21 protein-coding genes are annotated in these 14,155 nt (G+C 66.3%); 13 read left to right on the plus strand and 8 right to left on the minus strand.

Going from position 1 to position 14,155, the window contains the following annotated elements:
• Window positions 1–58: 58 nt before the first annotated feature.
• Entirely contained in the window at window positions 59–673 is a 615-nt protein-coding gene (locus AB5S05_RS17445) for a TetR/AcrR family transcriptional regulator (protein WP_369288792.1), read from the plus strand.
• Window positions 674–737: 64 nt separating this feature from the next.
• Here AB5S05_RS17445 and AB5S05_RS17450 read toward each other — a convergent pair whose 3' ends face one another.
• From AB5S05_RS17450 to AB5S05_RS17460, 3 genes are all read right to left on the minus strand, one after another.
• A complete protein-coding gene (locus AB5S05_RS17450; RefSeq protein ID WP_369288793.1) occupies window positions 738–1,499 on the minus strand; it encodes a phasin family protein in 762 nt (253 codons plus the stop codon).
• A gap of 11 nt (window positions 1,500–1,510) precedes the next feature.
• Window positions 1,511–1,930, minus strand: a complete 420-nt coding sequence (locus AB5S05_RS17455) for a phasin family protein (RefSeq protein WP_369288794.1) — start codon at window positions 1,928–1,930, stop codon at window positions 1,511–1,513.
• A 125-nt stretch (window positions 1,931–2,055) separates the two neighbouring features.
• Window positions 2,056–2,334 carry a polyhydroxyalkanoic acid system family protein gene (locus AB5S05_RS17460; protein ID WP_369288795.1) on the minus strand — a complete coding sequence of 93 codons (279 nt, stop codon included), beginning with the start codon at window positions 2,332–2,334 and terminating at the stop codon, window positions 2,056–2,058.
• Window positions 2,335–2,500: 166 nt separating this feature from the next.
• Here AB5S05_RS17460 and ubiE point away from each other — a divergent pair, with 166 nt between their 5' ends.
• From ubiE to AB5S05_RS17505, 9 genes are all read left to right on the plus strand, one after another.
• Window positions 2,501–3,271 carry a bifunctional demethylmenaquinone methyltransferase/2-methoxy-6-polyprenyl-1,4-benzoquinol methylase UbiE gene (gene ubiE, locus AB5S05_RS17465; RefSeq protein WP_369288796.1) on the plus strand — a complete coding sequence of 257 codons (771 nt, stop codon included), beginning with the start codon at window positions 2,501–2,503 and terminating at the stop codon, window positions 3,269–3,271.
• Window positions 3,271–3,888 (plus strand): ubiquinone biosynthesis accessory factor UbiJ, encoded by a 618-nt coding sequence (locus AB5S05_RS17470; protein ID WP_369288797.1) that lies wholly within the window; start codon window positions 3,271–3,273, stop codon window positions 3,886–3,888. The genes ubiE and AB5S05_RS17470 overlap by 1 nt, the downstream gene beginning before the upstream one ends.
• Entirely contained in the window at window positions 3,885–5,474 is a 1,590-nt protein-coding gene (ubiB, locus tag AB5S05_RS17475) for a ubiquinone biosynthesis regulatory protein kinase UbiB (protein ID WP_369288798.1), read from the plus strand. Before AB5S05_RS17470 ends, ubiB begins: the two co-directional genes overlap by 4 nt.
• 66 nt (window positions 5,475–5,540) lie before the next feature.
• On the plus strand, window positions 5,541–5,942 hold the full coding sequence (gene hisI, locus AB5S05_RS17480) for a phosphoribosyl-AMP cyclohydrolase (protein WP_369288799.1): 402 nt from the start codon (window positions 5,541–5,543) through the stop codon (window positions 5,940–5,942).
• The gene (locus tag AB5S05_RS17485; RefSeq protein ID WP_369288800.1) at window positions 5,935–6,267 is read left to right on the plus strand and encodes a phosphoribosyl-ATP diphosphatase; all 333 of its coding nucleotides are present in this window, start codon (window positions 5,935–5,937) and stop codon (window positions 6,265–6,267) included. The genes hisI and AB5S05_RS17485 overlap by 8 nt, the downstream gene beginning before the upstream one ends.
• A 26-nt stretch (window positions 6,268–6,293) precedes the next feature.
• The gene (tatA, locus tag AB5S05_RS17490; RefSeq protein WP_369288801.1) at window positions 6,294–6,524 is read left to right on the plus strand and encodes a twin-arginine translocase TatA/TatE family subunit; all 231 of its coding nucleotides are present in this window, start codon (window positions 6,294–6,296) and stop codon (window positions 6,522–6,524) included.
• 12 nt (window positions 6,525–6,536) lie between these two features.
• Window positions 6,537–6,893, plus strand: coding sequence for a Sec-independent protein translocase protein TatB (gene tatB / locus AB5S05_RS17495; protein ID WP_369288802.1), 357 nt, complete (start codon window positions 6,537–6,539; stop codon window positions 6,891–6,893).
• Window positions 6,890–7,684 (plus strand): twin-arginine translocase subunit TatC, encoded by a 795-nt coding sequence (tatC, locus tag AB5S05_RS17500; protein ID WP_369288803.1) that lies wholly within the window; start codon window positions 6,890–6,892, stop codon window positions 7,682–7,684. Before tatB ends, tatC begins: the two co-directional genes overlap by 4 nt.
• Entirely contained in the window at window positions 7,681–8,388 is a 708-nt protein-coding gene (locus AB5S05_RS17505; protein ID WP_369288804.1) for a 16S rRNA (uracil(1498)-N(3))-methyltransferase, read from the plus strand. Before tatC ends, AB5S05_RS17505 begins: the two co-directional genes overlap by 4 nt.
• Window positions 8,389–8,425: 37 nt before the next feature.
• Here AB5S05_RS17505 and AB5S05_RS17510 read toward each other — a convergent pair whose 3' ends face one another.
• A complete protein-coding gene (locus tag AB5S05_RS17510; protein ID WP_369288805.1) occupies window positions 8,426–8,998 on the minus strand; it encodes a TetR/AcrR family transcriptional regulator in 573 nt (190 codons plus the stop codon).
• A 92-nt stretch (window positions 8,999–9,090) separates the two neighbouring features.
• Here AB5S05_RS17510 and AB5S05_RS17515 point away from each other — a divergent pair, with 92 nt between their 5' ends.
• Together AB5S05_RS17515 and AB5S05_RS17520 are read left to right on the plus strand one after the other, a co-directional pair.
• Window positions 9,091–9,579, plus strand: a complete 489-nt coding sequence (locus AB5S05_RS17515; protein WP_369288806.1) for a DoxX family protein — start codon at window positions 9,091–9,093, stop codon at window positions 9,577–9,579.
• Window positions 9,580–9,647: 68 nt separating this feature from the next.
• Complete coding sequence (locus tag AB5S05_RS17520) at window positions 9,648–10,085, plus strand: UPF0158 family protein (protein ID WP_369288807.1); 438 nt, start codon at window positions 9,648–9,650, stop codon at window positions 10,083–10,085.
• A gap of 3 nt (window positions 10,086–10,088) precedes the next feature.
• On the opposite strand, the gene AB5S05_RS17525 is transcribed toward AB5S05_RS17520, so the two are convergent.
• The 4 genes from AB5S05_RS17525 to pip form a co-directional block, all read right to left on the minus strand.
• On the minus strand, window positions 10,089–10,733 hold the full coding sequence (locus tag AB5S05_RS17525) for a response regulator (RefSeq protein WP_369288808.1): 645 nt from the start codon (window positions 10,731–10,733) through the stop codon (window positions 10,089–10,091).
• A 4-nt stretch (window positions 10,734–10,737) separates the two neighbouring features.
• On the minus strand, window positions 10,738–12,087 hold the full coding sequence (locus AB5S05_RS17530; RefSeq protein WP_369288809.1) for a cache domain-containing protein: 1,350 nt from the start codon (window positions 12,085–12,087) through the stop codon (window positions 10,738–10,740).
• A gap of 87 nt (window positions 12,088–12,174) precedes the next feature.
• Window positions 12,175–12,612, minus strand: coding sequence for a D-aminoacyl-tRNA deacylase (gene dtd, locus AB5S05_RS17535; protein WP_369288810.1), 438 nt, complete (start codon window positions 12,610–12,612; stop codon window positions 12,175–12,177).
• On the minus strand, window positions 12,609–13,580 hold the full coding sequence (pip, locus tag AB5S05_RS17540) for a prolyl aminopeptidase (protein ID WP_369288811.1): 972 nt from the start codon (window positions 13,578–13,580) through the stop codon (window positions 12,609–12,611). The genes dtd and pip overlap by 4 nt, the downstream gene beginning before the upstream one ends.
• A 127-nt stretch (window positions 13,581–13,707) precedes the next feature.
• On the opposite strand from pip, the gene AB5S05_RS17545 reads away from it, so the two are divergent.
• The gene (locus AB5S05_RS17545; RefSeq protein WP_369288812.1) at window positions 13,708–14,142 is read left to right on the plus strand and encodes a hypothetical protein; all 435 of its coding nucleotides are present in this window, start codon (window positions 13,708–13,710) and stop codon (window positions 14,140–14,142) included.
• The last annotated feature ends 13 nt before the right edge of the window (window positions 14,143–14,155 follow it).

Here is a 14,155-nt window from a genome sequence, read left to right on the forward strand (position 1 = left end):
CGAAGCCGCCTCTGCCCAGTTATCTTCCCGCCTTCCGTTGCCGGGATAAGAAGGTCCAATGAAAACCCGCGATCGAATTCTCGAGTGCGCGCTGCAGCTGTTCAATGACAAAGGCGAACCCAACGTGTCCACCCTGGAGATCGCCAACGAACTGGGCATCAGCCCGGGCAACCTGTACTACCACTTCCATGGCAAGGAGCCACTGATCCTCGGCTTGTTCGAACGTTTTCAGCTCGAGTTGGCGCCACTGCTCAACCCGCCCGCCGATGCGCGCCTGGAGGCCGAAGACTACTGGCTGTTCGCCCACCTGATCGTCGAGCGCCTGGCGCACTACCGCTTTCTGTTCCAGGACCTGTCCAATCTGGCCGGACGCCTGCCAAAGCTGGCCCGCGGCATCCGCAACTGGCTGAACATCCTCAAGCGCACCCTGGCCTCGCTGCTCGCCCGGCTGCAGGCAGAGGATCAACTGGTCAGCGACACTCAGGCGCTCGGCCAACTGGTCGAGCAGATCACCCTGACCTTGCTGTTCTCCCTCGACTACCAGCGCATCCTCGGCAGCCCGGGCGAGAGTCGCCTGGTGGTCTATCAGGTGATGATGCTGGTGGCACCGCACCTGCGGGCCGATTCGCGGCTGGCCGCCGAACACCTGGCGCGGCGCTATCTGGAGGCCTGAAGCCTCCCCGGAAAACGCAAAACGCCCGGCACAGGGCCGGGCGTCAGGCAAGCAGCAAACCGACTCAGGACTGGCTGGCGGGCGTGCTCGGTGCTGGTGTTTCCGTGGGTGCTGGAGCAGCGGCGGGCGCCACCGGTTCCGAAGCGGCCGGGGCCACAACCTTGGCCAGCGGGGTCTTCTTCACCGCCGGCTTCTTCGCCGCGGCTGGCTTGGCGGCGACCTTGGCTGCCGCTTCGGCGATTGGATCCGCCGCTACCTTGGTCGCCGGTTTAGCGGCGGCCTTGGTGGCTGGCTTGGCAGCAGGCTTGGCCGCAGCCGGCTTCTTCGCCGCGGCCGGTTTGGCAGCGACTTTCGTTGCCGGCTTGGCCGCGGCCCTGCTGGCAGGCTTGACCGCCTTGGCCGACACGCCGGTGAGCGCCTCGATCTGCTTGGTCAGGCTCTCGACCTTTTCGTTGAGTGCCTTCACTTCATGGCGGCTCGGTACGCCGAGGCGCGAGATGGCGTTGTTAAGACGCTTGTCGAACGCCTCTTCCAGCTCACCCCACTTGCCCAGTGCCTTGTCCTTGACCTCATCGACCTTGGACTTGGCACTGCCAACCTTGGTTTCGACCGTGGACTTCACTGCATCGACCTGCTTGTCGACTTCGGTCTTGGCCAGCTTCTCGGCTTTCTCGCCGTCCTTGACCAGCGTATCGAACAGCTTGGTGCCGTCCTTGCTGACCTTGGAGTAAGCGCCCAGGCCTGCCAACCAGATCTGGCGGGAGTACTTTTCTACTTCGCCGATCCAGGAGTTGGTCTGCTTTTCGGTTTTCTTTTTGACAGCCATCCCGCTCTCCTTTATTTGGTACGCGCGACATGCTCGAGCAACGCGCTCAGCTCATCCAGCTTAGCAGAGAGCCCTTCGATATCCTGCTTGGACGGGATGCCGATACGGTTCAGGGCGCTGGCCACACGGGCGTCGAATGCCTTCTCGATCTTGTCGAGCTGCCCCTCGACCTTGCCCTTGACGCTGCTCTTGACGCTGACGATCTGGCTGTTGGCCGCCTCGACTTGCTCGCCGACCAGCTTCTTGCCCTGGTCTTCAACGCCTTCGCCGGCCTTGACCAGCTCCTTGAAATACTCGCTGCCTTCCTGTCCGGCTTTGGCATAAGCGCCCAGGCCGGCCAGCCAGATCTTGCGGGCATAGCCTTTGACATCGGCCAGCACGGTGGCTTTTTCTTCGACTTCGGCTTTCTTCTTAACGGCAACTTTCGACATGGTGCACCTCACGCGCAGTGGTTTGAGGAAACGCCCACGGAATGCAGGCTTGAGTGCACGGTAACGAGGAAAATTAGAAACCACATACTAGTTGCAAAAATACTGCAAGCGATCGCCAAAGCGCCTCAGGCCTTGAGGCTCTTGTCCAGCACCGTCTCGATCTCGCGTTTGATGCTGGCGCTCATGGCCGACAGCAGCAAGCCCAGGTTTAGCTGCACCCGCACCCGGTCCTCGCTCACCTCTATGCGCCCATCGGCACCGCTGCGCTTGAACTCCAGGGTGTCGCCACTCCAGCTATAGCGCACCGCGTATTCGCGGGCCAGGCGTTCGGCCAACTGCTCGGCCTTCTCGCGGGCGGCCTCGCGGCCGAGACAATGCGGACGTTCCACTTCTATTCTGGCCATGACGTAACTCCTCTACAGGCTCACTGCGACCTTAGGTCGCGCGACTATACCAGCCCGAACAGGGCCCTCGCTCGCGCCCCGGGCGTGCGCGTCAAGACAAAGCAGGAGCGCAGGTTTAGAATGGCCGCCACTTTGATTCAGCCTCCTCGGTTTAGGTAAGGGCGACATGAACGATCCGCGCAAGAGCAGCGACAGCGAACCGACCACGCATTTTGGCTTCCAGGATGTGCCGGAAAGCCAGAAGGCGCAGAAAGTCGCCGAAGTGTTCCACTCGGTGGCCGCCAAGTACGACCTGATGAACGACCTGCTTTCCGGAGGCATGCACCGCCTGTGGAAGCGCTTCACCATCGAACTGTCCGGTGTGCGCAGCGGCAACCGGGTGCTTGACATCGCCGGCGGCACCGGCGACCTGACCAAGCAGTTCGCCCGCCTGGTCGGCCCGACCGGCGAGGTGCTGCTGGCCGACATCAACGAGTCGATGCTCAAGGTCGGTCGCGACCGCCTGCTCGACCGCGGCGTGGCAGGCAACGTCAAGTTCGTCCAGGCCGACGCCGAGAAGCTGCCCTTCCCGGACAACCACTTCGACTGCGTGACCATCGCCTTCGGCCTGCGCAACGTGACCCACAAGGAAGACGCCCTGCGTTCCATGCTGCGCGTGCTCAAGCCGGGCGGGCGCCTGCTGGTGCTGGAGTTCTCCAAGCCCTCCAGCGATCTGCTGTCGAAGGTCTACGACACTTACTCGTTCAAGTTCATGCCGCTGATGGGCAAGCTGATCACCAACGACGCCGAGAGCTACCGCTACCTGGCCGAGTCGATCCGCATGCACCCGGATCAGGACAGCCTCAAGGCGATGATGGTCGAGGCCGGCTTCGAGCGCGTCACCTATCACAACATGACCGGCGGCATCGTCGCCCTGCACCGCGGCATCAAGCCCTGATGCTCAGCGCGGCGCTGCTCTCTGCCGTCGAGCTCGGCCTCAACCGGGTACTGGCTCTGGACAGCACGGTACTGCCGCGCCTGGCCCGCCTGCATGGCCGGGTGATCGAGGTGGATTGCCGGGCCCCGACGCTGAGCCTGTATATCCTCGCCGACCAAGAGGGCATTCGCCTGGCTGGACACTGGGCCGGCGACGTCGATTGCCGCCTGCGCGCGCCGGCCGCCAGCCTGCTGCGCCTGGCCAGCAGCCAGGACAAGAGCGCCGTGCTGCACAGTCCCGAGGTCGAACTGGATGGCGACAGCGCCGCCCTGCTCGAGCTCGCCGGCATCCTCCAGGATCTGGAGCTGGACTGGGAGTACGAGCTGTCGCGCTGGCTCGGCCCGGTCGCTGGCAGCCTGCTCGGCGGCCACCTGCGCAGCCGGGTCGGCTGGGCCGGGCAGACCCTGGACAGCCTGCGCCTGAACCTGGCCGACTACCTCAGCGAAGAATCGCGCAGCCTGGTCGGCCAGCGCGAGGCCGAGGCGCACTTTGCCGAGCTGGACCGACTCAAGCTCGACCTCGACCGCCTCGATGCCCGCATCGAGCGCCTCAGCCATCGTCATAAGCCCACCGCATGAAGCTGCTCGCCGCCCGCCGTCTGTTGCGTATCCAACGCGTCGTCATCCGTTATCGCCTGGACGACCTGCTGCTAGCCCTGCCCCTGCCCTTCTGGCTGCGCGCGGCCAGCTATGCCCTGCCCTGGCGCTGGCTGCCGCGCAAGGAGCTGAAGCTGTCGCGCGGGGCGCGCCTGCGCCTGGCGCTGGAAGAGCTGGGACCGATCTTCATCAAGTTCGGCCAGCTGCTATCCACCCGCCGCGACCTGCTGCCCCCGGACATCGCCAACGAGCTGGCCAGGCTGCAGGACCAGGTGCCGCCGTTCGACCCCGAGCACTCGCGGGCGCTGATCGAAGCCCAGTTGGGCGCCAAGGTCGGCGAGGTATTCGCCCGCTTCGATGCCAAGCCACTGGCCTCCGCCTCGGTTGCACAGGTGCACGCCGCGCAACTGAAGAGCGGCGAGGAAGTGGTGGTCAAGGTAATCCGCCCCGGCCTCGAGCCGGTGATCCGCCAGGACCTGGCCTGGCTGTTCCTACTCGCCAAGGCGGCCGAAAAGGCCTCCGCCGACGCCCGCCGCCTGCGCCCGGTGGAAGTGGTCAGCGATTACGAAAAGACCATCTACGACGAACTCGACCTGCTGCGCGAGGGGGCCAACGCCAGCCAGCTGCGGCGCAACTTCGAGAATTCGCCACTGCTCTACGTACCCCAGGTGTACTGGGACCTGTGCCGCTCCAAGGTGCTGGTGATGGAGCGCATCTACGGCGTACCGGTGACCGACCTGGCGACCCTGGCCGACCAGCGCACCGACATGAAGCTGCTGGCCGAGCGCGGCGTGGAGATCTTCTTCACCCAGGTATTCCGCGACAGCTTCTTCCACGCCGACATGCACCCCGGCAACATCTTCGTCAGCACCCGCCAGCCGTGGAACCCGCAATACATCGCGATCGACTGCGGCATCATCGGCAGCCTCACTGCCGAGGACCAGGACTACCTGGCGCGCAACCTGCTCGCCTTCTTCAAGCGTGACTACCGCCGGGTGGCGCAGCTGCACATCGACTCCGGCTGGGTGCCGGCCAGCACCCGGGTCAACGACTTCGAGGCGGCGATCCGCACCGTCTGCGAGCCGATCTTCGAGCGTCCGCTGAAGGACATCTCCTTCGGCCAGCTGCTGCTGCGCCTGTTCCAGACCGCTCGGCGCTTCAACATGGAAGTGCAGCCGCAGCTGGTGTTGCTGCAGAAGACCCTGCTCAACATCGAGGGCCTGGGCCGCCAGCTGTACCCGGACCTCGATCTCTGGACTACCGCCCAGCCCTACCTCGAACGCTGGATGCGCGAGCGAATCAGCCCGCTGCATGTGCTGCGCAACCTGCAGCAACAGGTCGAGCAGGTTCCTCACCTGTCGCAGATGGCCCGCGACACCCTCGAGCGGCTCAATCAGCAACCGCTGCCCGCCCAGCCACAGCCCGGCGCCGAGGTGCGCTGGCCGGGGCGCCTGCTCGGGGCGTTGCTGATCGGCGGCGCGGCGAGTCTTGGCCTGGTTCCGAGCCTGCTCACCTGGCACAGCTGGGTGATGCTCGCCGGCGGCCTGTATCTGGTGCTGCGCCGATAGCCACACCCAGCCAGCACTGGCACACTAAGCGTCTAACCCACAGGCCCGCGACGGGCGGAAGCAGCGATGACCAACTGGCTCGACGACATCAACTGGAACAGCGACGGCCTGGTGCCGGCAATCGCCCAGGACCACAAGACCGGCCGCGTGCTGATGATGGCCTGGATGAATCGCGAGGCCCTGGCCCTGACCGCCAGCGAGCAGCGTGCCATCTATTGGTCGCGCTCGCGCGGCAAGCTGTGGCGCAAGGGCGAGGAGTCCGGCCACGTGCAGAAATTGCACGAACTGCGTCTGGACTGCGACGCCGACGTGGTCATCCTGCAGGTCGAACAGCTTGGCGGCATCGCCTGCCATACCGGGCGCGAGAGCTGCTTCTACCGGGTGCTGGAAGACGGCGCCTGGAAAACCGTCGATGCGGTGCTCAAAGACCCGCACACCATCTACAACCCGGGACACCGCCATGACTGACACCCTGAGCCGCCTGGCCGAGGTGCTGGAGGCGCGCAAAGGCGCCGCCGCCGACAGCTCCTACGTCGCAAGCCTGTACCACAAGGGCCTGAACAAGATTCTCGAGAAGGTCGGCGAGGAATCGGTGGAGACCATTCTCGCCGCCAAGGATGCCGCCAGCAGCGGCGACTGCAGCGACCTGATCTACGAGACCGCCGATCTCTGGTTCCACAGCCTGGTCATGCTCGCCGCCCTCGGCCAGCATCCGCAGGCCGTACTCGACGAGCTGGACCGGCGCTTCGGCCTGTCCGGGCATGCGGAAAAAGCCGCACGCCCGCAATCCTGATCACCCCTTACAACGGAGAACGCATCATGGGATTCGGTGGCATTAGCATCTGGCAACTCCTGATCATCCTGCTGATCGTGGTCATGCTGTTCGGCACCAAGCGCCTCAAGGGCCTGGGCTCGGATCTCGGCGATGCGATCAAGGGCTTCAAGAAATCCATGGGCAGCGACGACGACAAGCCGGCGGTGGACGAGCACAAGGGCCAGACCATCGACGCCCAGGCGCGCAAGGTCGAAGAGCCGACGAAGAAAGACTAAGGGCCCGGCGCCATGTTCGATATAGGTTTTGCCGAGCTGCTGCTGGTGGCCCTGGTCGCCCTGCTGGTGCTCGGCCCCGAGCGCCTGCCCGGTGCCGTGCGCACCGCCAGCCTGTGGATCGGCCGGCTCAAGCGCAGCTTCAGCGCGATCAAGGCCGAGGTCGAGCGCGAGATCGGCGCCGACGAAATCCGCCGCCAGCTGCATAACGAGCAGATCCTCGAACTCGAGCGCGAGATGAAGGCCATGAAGCAGGACATCCTCGCGCCTGGCCAAGCCGCCAGCAAGCCCGCCGAGACCCGCCACGAAGGCGAAGCCGAGGCCGCATCCCCTGCGCCCGCCGCCAGTCAGGACAAGACCGAACGCCCATGAACCGACTCCCGGACAGCGACCAGGAAATGCCCCTGGTGTCGCACCTGACCGAGCTGCGCGCACGCGTGCTGCGCAGCGTCGTGGCCGTGCTGCTGCTGTTCGCCGGCCTGTTCTATTTCTCCCAGGACATCTACGCGCTGGTCGCCGCGCCGCTGCGCGCCTACCTGCCCGAAGGCGCGACCATGATCGCCACGGGCGTCGCCTCGCCCTTCCTGACCCCGTTCAAACTGACCCTGATGGTCGCCCTGTTCCTGTCGATGCCGATCATCCTGCAGCAGATCTGGGGCTTCATCGCGCCGGGCCTGTACCAGCACGAGAAGCGCATCGCCGTGCCGCTGCTGATTTCCAGCATCCTGCTGTTCTACGGCGGCATGGCCTTCGCCTATTTCGTGGTGTTCCCGATCATGTTCGGCTTCTTCGCCAGCGTCACCCCCGAAGGCGTGGCGATGATGACCGATATCGGCCAGTACCTGGACTTCGTCCTGACCCTGTTCTTCGCCTTCGGCGTGGCCTTCGAGATCCCCGTGGCGACCTTCCTGCTGATCTGGGTCGGCCTGGTCGATGTCGCCACCCTGCGCAAGAGCCGACCCTATGTGATCGTCGGCTGCTTCGCCGTGGGCATGGTGCTGACCCCGCCGGACATCTTCTCGCAGACCCTGCTGGCCGTGCCCATGTGGATGCTGTTCGAGGCCGGGGTATTCTTCGGCGGCCTGGTCAAGAAGCGCGACGAGCACGACGCTGCGGCAGAGCGCGACAAGTCCGAAGACCAGCCACCTGCGCCACAGCCGTGAACCTGCTGCTGCTGGAAGACGGCGACTTCGTCGCCGCCGATCGCGTGTTGCTCCGCGGCCGCCGCCTCAAGCACCTGCACGAGGTGCACCGTGCCGAGACCGGCGACAGCCTGCGCGTCGGCCGCCTGGGCGGCCTGATGGGCCGCGGCCAGCTGCTGCACCTGGATGGCGATACCGCCGAACTGCAGGTCGAACTCGACCAGTCGCCGCCGGCCAAACTGCCGCTGACCCTACTGCTGGCCCTGCCGCGGCCGAAGATGCTCCGCCGGGTGCTGCAGACGGTCAGTGCCATGGGCGTACCGCGGCTGGTCCTGCTCAACAGCTACCGGGTGGAGAAGAGCTTCTGGCAGACGCCCTTTCTCGAGCCGCTGGCAATCCGCGAGCAACTGATCCTCGGCCTGGAGCAGGCGCGTGACACAATGTTGCCCGAAGTGACCATCGAGAAGCGCTTCAAACCCTTCGTCGAAGACCGCCTGCCCGCGCTCGCCGCCGGCAGCCTCGGCCTGGTCGGCCATCCCGGCACCTATCCACCCTGCCCGCGCGCCGTCGAAGGCCCGGTGACCCTGGCCATCGGCCCGGAAGGCGGCTGGATTGCCTACGAGGTGGAGAAACTGCAGGAGGCGGGACTGCAACCGGTGCAACTGGGCGAGCGCATCCTGCGGGTGGAAACCGCCGTCAGCGCCCTGCTCGCCCGCCTGTTCTGAGCCTGCCCCTCGGCATCGGCGAGCGGCTCGACCGGCGCTAGAGCCCCTCGACGAACAACGCTGTCACCCGCGCACTGAGTTCTTCGGCACTCAGGCCAGCGCCCATGCGCTCGCCCAGTTGCCGGTCCTGTAGCAAGTGGGCGAGACCATGCACCAGGCTCCAGGCGGCCAGCGTCGCCACCAGCGGATCGCGCTCGGGCGCCGCGGCATGCACCGCCTGGGCCAGGCGCTGATGCAGGGCCTGCGCCGCCTGTTGCAGTTCGGGGTAGCGGGCCTTGTCGAGCGTGGCACCGAACATCAGGGCAAAGCGCCCCGGCTGCTCCAGAGCGAAGTGCACATAACACTGGCCCAGGGCGGCCAGGCCTTCGGCAGTGCCCGCCATGCGCCCGGCCAGCTCGACAAAGCCCTCGGCCGCCAGGGCGGCCAGCAGGCTGTCGCGATCGGGAAAATGGCGATAGGGCGCGTTATGCGACACCCCGGCGCGGCGAGCGACCTCACGCAGGCTGATGGCCTGGGCGCCGCCTTCGCCGAGTAACTCGGCGGCTGCCGTCAGCAGCGCAGGCTTGAGCTCACCATGGTGATAGGACTGGGATTGGCTAGGTGTTGACACTGACAACATCCCCTCGTATGTTGGCGACGTCAACATTATGCAACTGACCCACGACAAGCGCCAGTCGGCGCCCGCTTCACGGGAGCTTCGCCATGCTGTTTATCGCCTTGTTGATTACCCTCGGGCTGCTCGCCGCACTGGCCGATCGCCTGGGCGCACCGGGCCTGGCCAACTGGCCGGCCCGGATGCGCCTGGCCATGGCCTTGGCCTTGCTGCTGGCCGGCAGCGACCATTTGCTCAACCCGCAACGCTATCTGCCGATGATGCCGGAGTTACTGCCCTACCCCCTGGGGCTGGTGCTGTTCACCGGGCTCTGCGAGCTGGCGGGCGCCATCGGCCTGCTGCTGCCGCGCTGGCGGCGCTGGGCGGCCCTGGCCCTGGCGCTGTACTTCGTCTGCGTGTTTCCGGCCAACATCAAGAACGCCCTCGACGGCCTGAACGTCGCGGGCCTGCCGGCCGCCAGCTGGTATTACTGGCTACGCCTGCCGTTCCAGCCATTGATCATTCTCTGGGCGCTCTACGCCGGCGAGTGGATCGGCCGTCCACGCGTCGAACAAGCCTCCTGGGAGCCAGTTGAGTGACTGCCTATGGCCAGGCAAGCCATGCTGGGTTTATGGTCCAAGCAGGAACCTGCCTGGAGTCAAAAGCCATGCGCCCCTTGACCCTCGACCTGCGCCGCATCGAACAGGCCCTGCTCGGTCAGGACAACATCGAACACTACCTGGACCTGGCCAGCGGCGCCGTGCTCAGGGTGCTGCCCGGCGACTCCGCGCCGGGCGCCGACGAGAAGTACGACGTGCAGCCGGACCGCTACCTGCTGATCGAACCCCTAGCGCAGGCCGAGGTGCTGGCCATGCACGAGGCCTTTCTGTACGGTCTGGACGATCCGCATGCCCATGCCTTGCTGAGCCTGGCGCTGGCCGGCCGCAAGCCGCTGCGCACCTTCGACTACGAGCTGGAGAAGCGGCCCCAGGTGCAACTGGCCTGGCTCGCCTTCCAGGCCGCGCAGCTGCGCCGGCTGGCCCTGGAATGGCTGCAGGAACAAGGGCTGGAAGCCTTGCCCCAGCGCCGGGAGGCGCGCCCCTGAGCGTCAGTCGCCCAGCCAGCCGCGCTCCAGCGCGTACTTCACCAGCGCCGCCGGGGTATCGACGTCGAGCTTGCGCCTGATGCTCAGCCGGTGAGTTTCCACGGTGCGCACGCTGATGTCCAGTTCACGGGCGATTGCCTTGTTGGCCAGGCCCCGGGCGAGCATCTGCAACACCTCACGCTCGCGCGGGGTCAGCTCATCATCCGCGGGTGGGGCGCTGAGGCTCTTCTGCAGCAACTCGTCGCTGTAGTAGCTGCCGCCGGCGGCAATCGCCTCGATGGCGGCGATGATCTGCCAGGAGGAGGCATCCTTGAGCACATAGCCACGGGCTCCGGCACGAATCGAGCGGGTCACGTACTCGGCGTGGTCGTACATGCTGAGGATCAGAATCTGGATACCGGGATACTGGCGGCAGAGCGTCTCGGTGAGCTGCAGACCGGTCATGTCCTTCATGCCGATATCGACCAGCAACAGCTCGGGGCGCAGCTGGGCGACCAGGTCGAGCGCCTCGGCGCCACTGCTGGCCTCGCCCACCACCTGCAGCCGCGGCATGGCGCTCAACAGGGCGCGCAGGCCATCACGCACCAGTTCGTGGTCATCGACCAGGGCGACGCGGATACAATGGGCTGGCGGGGCATGGGCGGACATGGGTTCAACCTGCGAGGGGCAGCGTTACCATCAGTTCGGTACGGCCGGGTGCTGACGATAACCTGAAACGGCCGCCGAGGTGTTCGACCCGCTCGCGCATGTTGCGCAGGCCGATCCCGCCGCAGCGCGCCTGCTCGGTGCGCTCGACATCGAAACCGATGCCGTCATCGACCACCCCCAGCTGCACGGTCGCGCCGCGCTGCTCGAGCAGGATGCTGACGCCGCTGGCCCTGGCGTGGCGCTCGACATTGGCCAGAGCCTCCTGAACGATGCGAAACAAGGCGACCGCCTCGGTGTCCGGCAGGTGCGCAGACTCCAGGCGCTGCCGATACTCGACCGCCAGGCCGCTGCGCCGCTCGAACTCCGCGGCCAGCTGGCCGATCGCCGCCGGCAGGCCGATGGTGTCGAGCAACGAGGGACGCAGGTCGTGGGAGATGCGCCGGACCTCACTGATCGCGCCCCCCAGCCGGGCCAGGCCATCGCGTAGCGTGCCCAGGGCCTGACGACTGCCGGCCTCGAGTTCATGGCAGGCCAGTTCGAGGCGAAACTTGACCGACACCAGCAACTGGCTGATGCCGTCATGCAGCTCGCGTGAGACCCGCGAGCGTTCCTCCTCCTGGGAACTGACCACGCGCTGCGCCAGCAGCTGCAGCTTGCGGTCGGCCAGGCGCTGCTCGCTGAGGTTGAGGGTCATGCCGCCGGCGAATACCAGCAGCACGGCGACCAGTGCCACGCCGGCCAGCCCCCAGAGAGTACGGCGGATGTTCGCCGCCAGCTCGCTGCGGGCCTGGCGGGTGGCCTGCTCGACGTCATCCAGGTAGAGCCCGGTGCCGAGCATCCAGCCCCAGCGGTCGAGCATCACCACGTAGGCGAGTTTCTCGGTCGCCAGCCCGGTGGAGGGCTTCTGCCACTGGTAGCGCTGGAAACCATCGCCGCGCTGCGCGCTGTGCAACAGCGCCTGGATCGCCTGTACCCGCTCGGGGTCGGCCATGGTGAGCAGGTTGCGCCCCACCAGCTCGGGCTGACGCGGGTGCATCAGGCTGCGGCCCTGGTCGTCGTAGACGAAGAAGTAGCCATCGTTGCCGTAGTCCAGCCCGAGCAGGATGGCCAGCACCTGCTGCTGGGTGACCGGGTCGTCACGACCGCTGGCATACAGCGGCGCGATGGCGCTCAGGCCCAGCTCGACATAGTTGCGCAGCTCGGCGCGCTTGCTGGCGATGATGCTGTTCTCGATCAGCCGTTGCTGCTGCTCGCCCAGGCGCAGCGCCTGCGCCTGCACCAGCACGCCAATGGCGGCGATGGCCAGTAACAGCGGCAGGATGGCGAGGGCGACGATCTTCTGTTTGAGCTGCATGCGCACCGTCAGGGAGCGGTGCGCCTGCGCCTCCGGCGCAGGCGCTGAGGATGAGGCCGGCGATTCTAGCAAAGCCGGGCGGCGCGCTCAGACCTCGAGGAGAAAGGTCACCGGACCGTCGTTGACCAGATGCACCTGCATATCGGCGCCGAACTGGCCACTGGCGACCTGGGGATGGCGGACCCTGGCCTGCTCCAGCAGCAGCTCGAACAGTGCCGCGCCCTGGGCCGGCGGCGCTGCGCTGGAGAAGCTCGGACGCAGGCCGCTGTTGGTATCGGCGGCCAGGGTGAATTGCGAGACCAGCAACAGGCCGCCGCCGACATCGCTCAGGGACAGGTTCATCTTGCCGTCGGCATCGCTGAACACCCGGTAGTTGAGCAGCTTGTGCAGCAGCTTGGCGACGCTTTGCGGGTCGTCCTGCGGCTCGACGCCGACCAGCGCCAGCAGCCCCTGGTCGATGGCGCCGACCACCTCGCCGGCCACTTCGACGCGGGCGCCGCGCACCCGTTGGATCAGGGCCTTCATGCTTCGTCGGGCGACAGGTCGAGCAAACGCCGGGCGATCTGGTTGGCCGCGCGCACCAGGGCATCGGTGATACCGATCTCGGAGGCGGCGTGACCGGCGTCGCGGATGATCTGCAGCTCGCTGTTGGGCCAGGCCTGGTGCAGTTCCCAGGCATTGTCCAGCGGGCAGATCACATCATAGCGACCGTGCACGATCACCCCCGGCAGGTGGGCGATCTTGGGCATGTCGCGGATCAGCTGGTCGGCTTCGAGGAAGGCGTTGTTGACGAAGTAATGGCACTCGATGCGGGCGATCGACAGCGCCCGGTGTGCCTCGCTGAAGCGCTCGACCACCTGTGAGTTGGGGCGCAGGGTGGCGGTGCGTCCTTCCCAGCTCGACCAGGCCTTGGCCGCATGCATCTGGGCGATCTGGTCGGGTCCGGTCAGGCGCTTGTAGAAGGCCTGCATCAGGTTGCCGCGCTCCTCCTGCGGGATCGGCGCCAGGTAGTCCTGCCAGTAATCGGGGAACATCCGGCTGGCGCCCTCCTGGTAGAACCAGTGGAACTCCTGCGGCCGGCACAGGAAGATGCCGCGCAGGATCAGCGCATGGACCCGCTCGGGATGGCTCTGGGCATAGGCCAGCGACAGGGTCGAGCCCCAGGAGCCGCCGAACAGCACCCACTTGTCTATCCCCAGGTGTTCGCGGATGCGCTCGAGGTCGGCGACCAGGTGCCAGGTGGTGTTGTTCTCCAGGTTGGCGTGGGGCGTGGAACGCCCGCAGCCGCGCTGGTCGAAGGTGATGATGCGGTACAGGTTGGGGTCGAAGTAGCGGCGACTGGCGGCATCGCAGCCGGCACCCGGGCCACCGTGGATGAACACCACCGGCAGCCCATCCGGCGAACCGCTCTCGTCGACATAGAGTACATGCGGCGCCTCGACGGCCAGCTCATGACGGGCGTAGGGTTTGATCTCCGGGTACAACGTCTGCATGGCATGCTCCTGAATGTCTGCGTACGGTGCCTTGCTGGCCCTGGCGCGAAAGCCCTGCGCCCCTCGGCTTGCTACGCGGCCGCTTTCTGCTCTGCCCCGCATCATAACCATGAAATAGGAGTTCGGCATGTCGCCACGGAAAATTGCCTGCGCTTTGCTGGTGCTGTTCGCCCTGCTCGCCGGCTGCGGTCGCCCCGAGGATCCGCAGGCCGCACTGGAAGCGGCCGTGCAGCAGCTGCAGGACAACCTCGAGGCCAAGGACAGCACCGCCGTGCTGGCGCAACTGCATCCGCAGTTCGGCGCCCAGCAGGCGCACGATCGCGACTGGGCCAGGCGCACCATGGCCCTGCTGTTCCTGCGGCACAAACAGATCAGGGTCATCGCGCTGAGCAAGCGCAGCTGGCTCGACCCGAGCTACAGCGACCGTGGCCATAGCGAGGCGCAGCTGGCGCTGACCGGCGCCGAAGGCCTGATCCCCGACAGTGCGCGACACTATGGCGTCGAGCTGGAGTGGTGGCTGGAGGACGGCCAGTGGCAACTGGCGCGCCTGAACTGGCAGTGAAGCCACCCACGCC

It is taken from the genome of Pseudomonas zhanjiangensis (genome assembly GCF_041027545.1).
Taxonomy (GTDB): Bacteria; Pseudomonadota; Gammaproteobacteria; order Pseudomonadales; family Pseudomonadaceae; genus Aquipseudomonas; species Aquipseudomonas zhanjiangensis.

What these genes read in the sequence shown, in the direction of transcription:
- AB5S05_RS17445 (WP_369288792.1), top strand. Translation starts at nt 59, where the DNA reads ATGAAAACCCGCGATCGAATTCTCGAGTGCGCGCTGCAGCTGTTCAAT.
- AB5S05_RS17450 (WP_369288793.1), bottom strand. Translation starts at nt 1,499, where the DNA reads ATGGCTGTCAAAAAGAAAACCGAAAAGCAGACCAACTCCTGGATCGGC.
- AB5S05_RS17455 (WP_369288794.1), bottom strand. Translation starts at nt 1,930, where the DNA reads ATGTCGAAAGTTGCCGTTAAGAAGAAAGCCGAAGTCGAAGAAAAAGCC.
- AB5S05_RS17460 (WP_369288795.1), bottom strand. Translation starts at nt 2,334, where the DNA reads ATGGCCAGAATAGAAGTGGAACGTCCGCATTGTCTCGGCCGCGAGGCC.
- ubiE (WP_369288796.1), top strand. Translation starts at nt 2,501, where the DNA reads ATGAACGATCCGCGCAAGAGCAGCGACAGCGAACCGACCACGCATTTT.
- AB5S05_RS17470 (WP_369288797.1), top strand. Translation starts at nt 3,271, where the DNA reads ATGCTCAGCGCGGCGCTGCTCTCTGCCGTCGAGCTCGGCCTCAACCGG.
- ubiB (WP_369288798.1), top strand. Translation starts at nt 3,885, where the DNA reads ATGAAGCTGCTCGCCGCCCGCCGTCTGTTGCGTATCCAACGCGTCGTC.
- hisI (WP_369288799.1), top strand. Translation starts at nt 5,541, where the DNA reads ATGACCAACTGGCTCGACGACATCAACTGGAACAGCGACGGCCTGGTG.
- AB5S05_RS17485 (WP_369288800.1), top strand. Translation starts at nt 5,935, where the DNA reads ATGACTGACACCCTGAGCCGCCTGGCCGAGGTGCTGGAGGCGCGCAAA.
- tatA (WP_369288801.1), top strand. Translation starts at nt 6,294, where the DNA reads ATGGGATTCGGTGGCATTAGCATCTGGCAACTCCTGATCATCCTGCTG.
- tatB (WP_369288802.1), top strand. Translation starts at nt 6,537, where the DNA reads ATGTTCGATATAGGTTTTGCCGAGCTGCTGCTGGTGGCCCTGGTCGCC.
- tatC (WP_369288803.1), top strand. Translation starts at nt 6,890, where the DNA reads ATGAACCGACTCCCGGACAGCGACCAGGAAATGCCCCTGGTGTCGCAC.
- AB5S05_RS17515 (WP_369288806.1), top strand. Translation starts at nt 9,091, where the DNA reads ATGCTGTTTATCGCCTTGTTGATTACCCTCGGGCTGCTCGCCGCACTG.
- AB5S05_RS17520 (WP_369288807.1), top strand. Translation starts at nt 9,648, where the DNA reads ATGCGCCCCTTGACCCTCGACCTGCGCCGCATCGAACAGGCCCTGCTC.
- AB5S05_RS17525 (WP_369288808.1), bottom strand. Translation starts at nt 10,733, where the DNA reads ATGTCCGCCCATGCCCCGCCAGCCCATTGTATCCGCGTCGCCCTGGTC.
- AB5S05_RS17530 (WP_369288809.1), bottom strand. Translation starts at nt 12,087, where the DNA reads ATGCAGCTCAAACAGAAGATCGTCGCCCTCGCCATCCTGCCGCTGTTA.
- dtd (WP_369288810.1), bottom strand. Translation starts at nt 12,612, where the DNA reads ATGAAGGCCCTGATCCAACGGGTGCGCGGCGCCCGCGTCGAAGTGGCC.
- pip (WP_369288811.1), bottom strand. Translation starts at nt 13,580, where the DNA reads ATGCAGACGTTGTACCCGGAGATCAAACCCTACGCCCGTCATGAGCTG.
- AB5S05_RS17545 (WP_369288812.1), top strand. Translation starts at nt 13,708, where the DNA reads ATGTCGCCACGGAAAATTGCCTGCGCTTTGCTGGTGCTGTTCGCCCTG.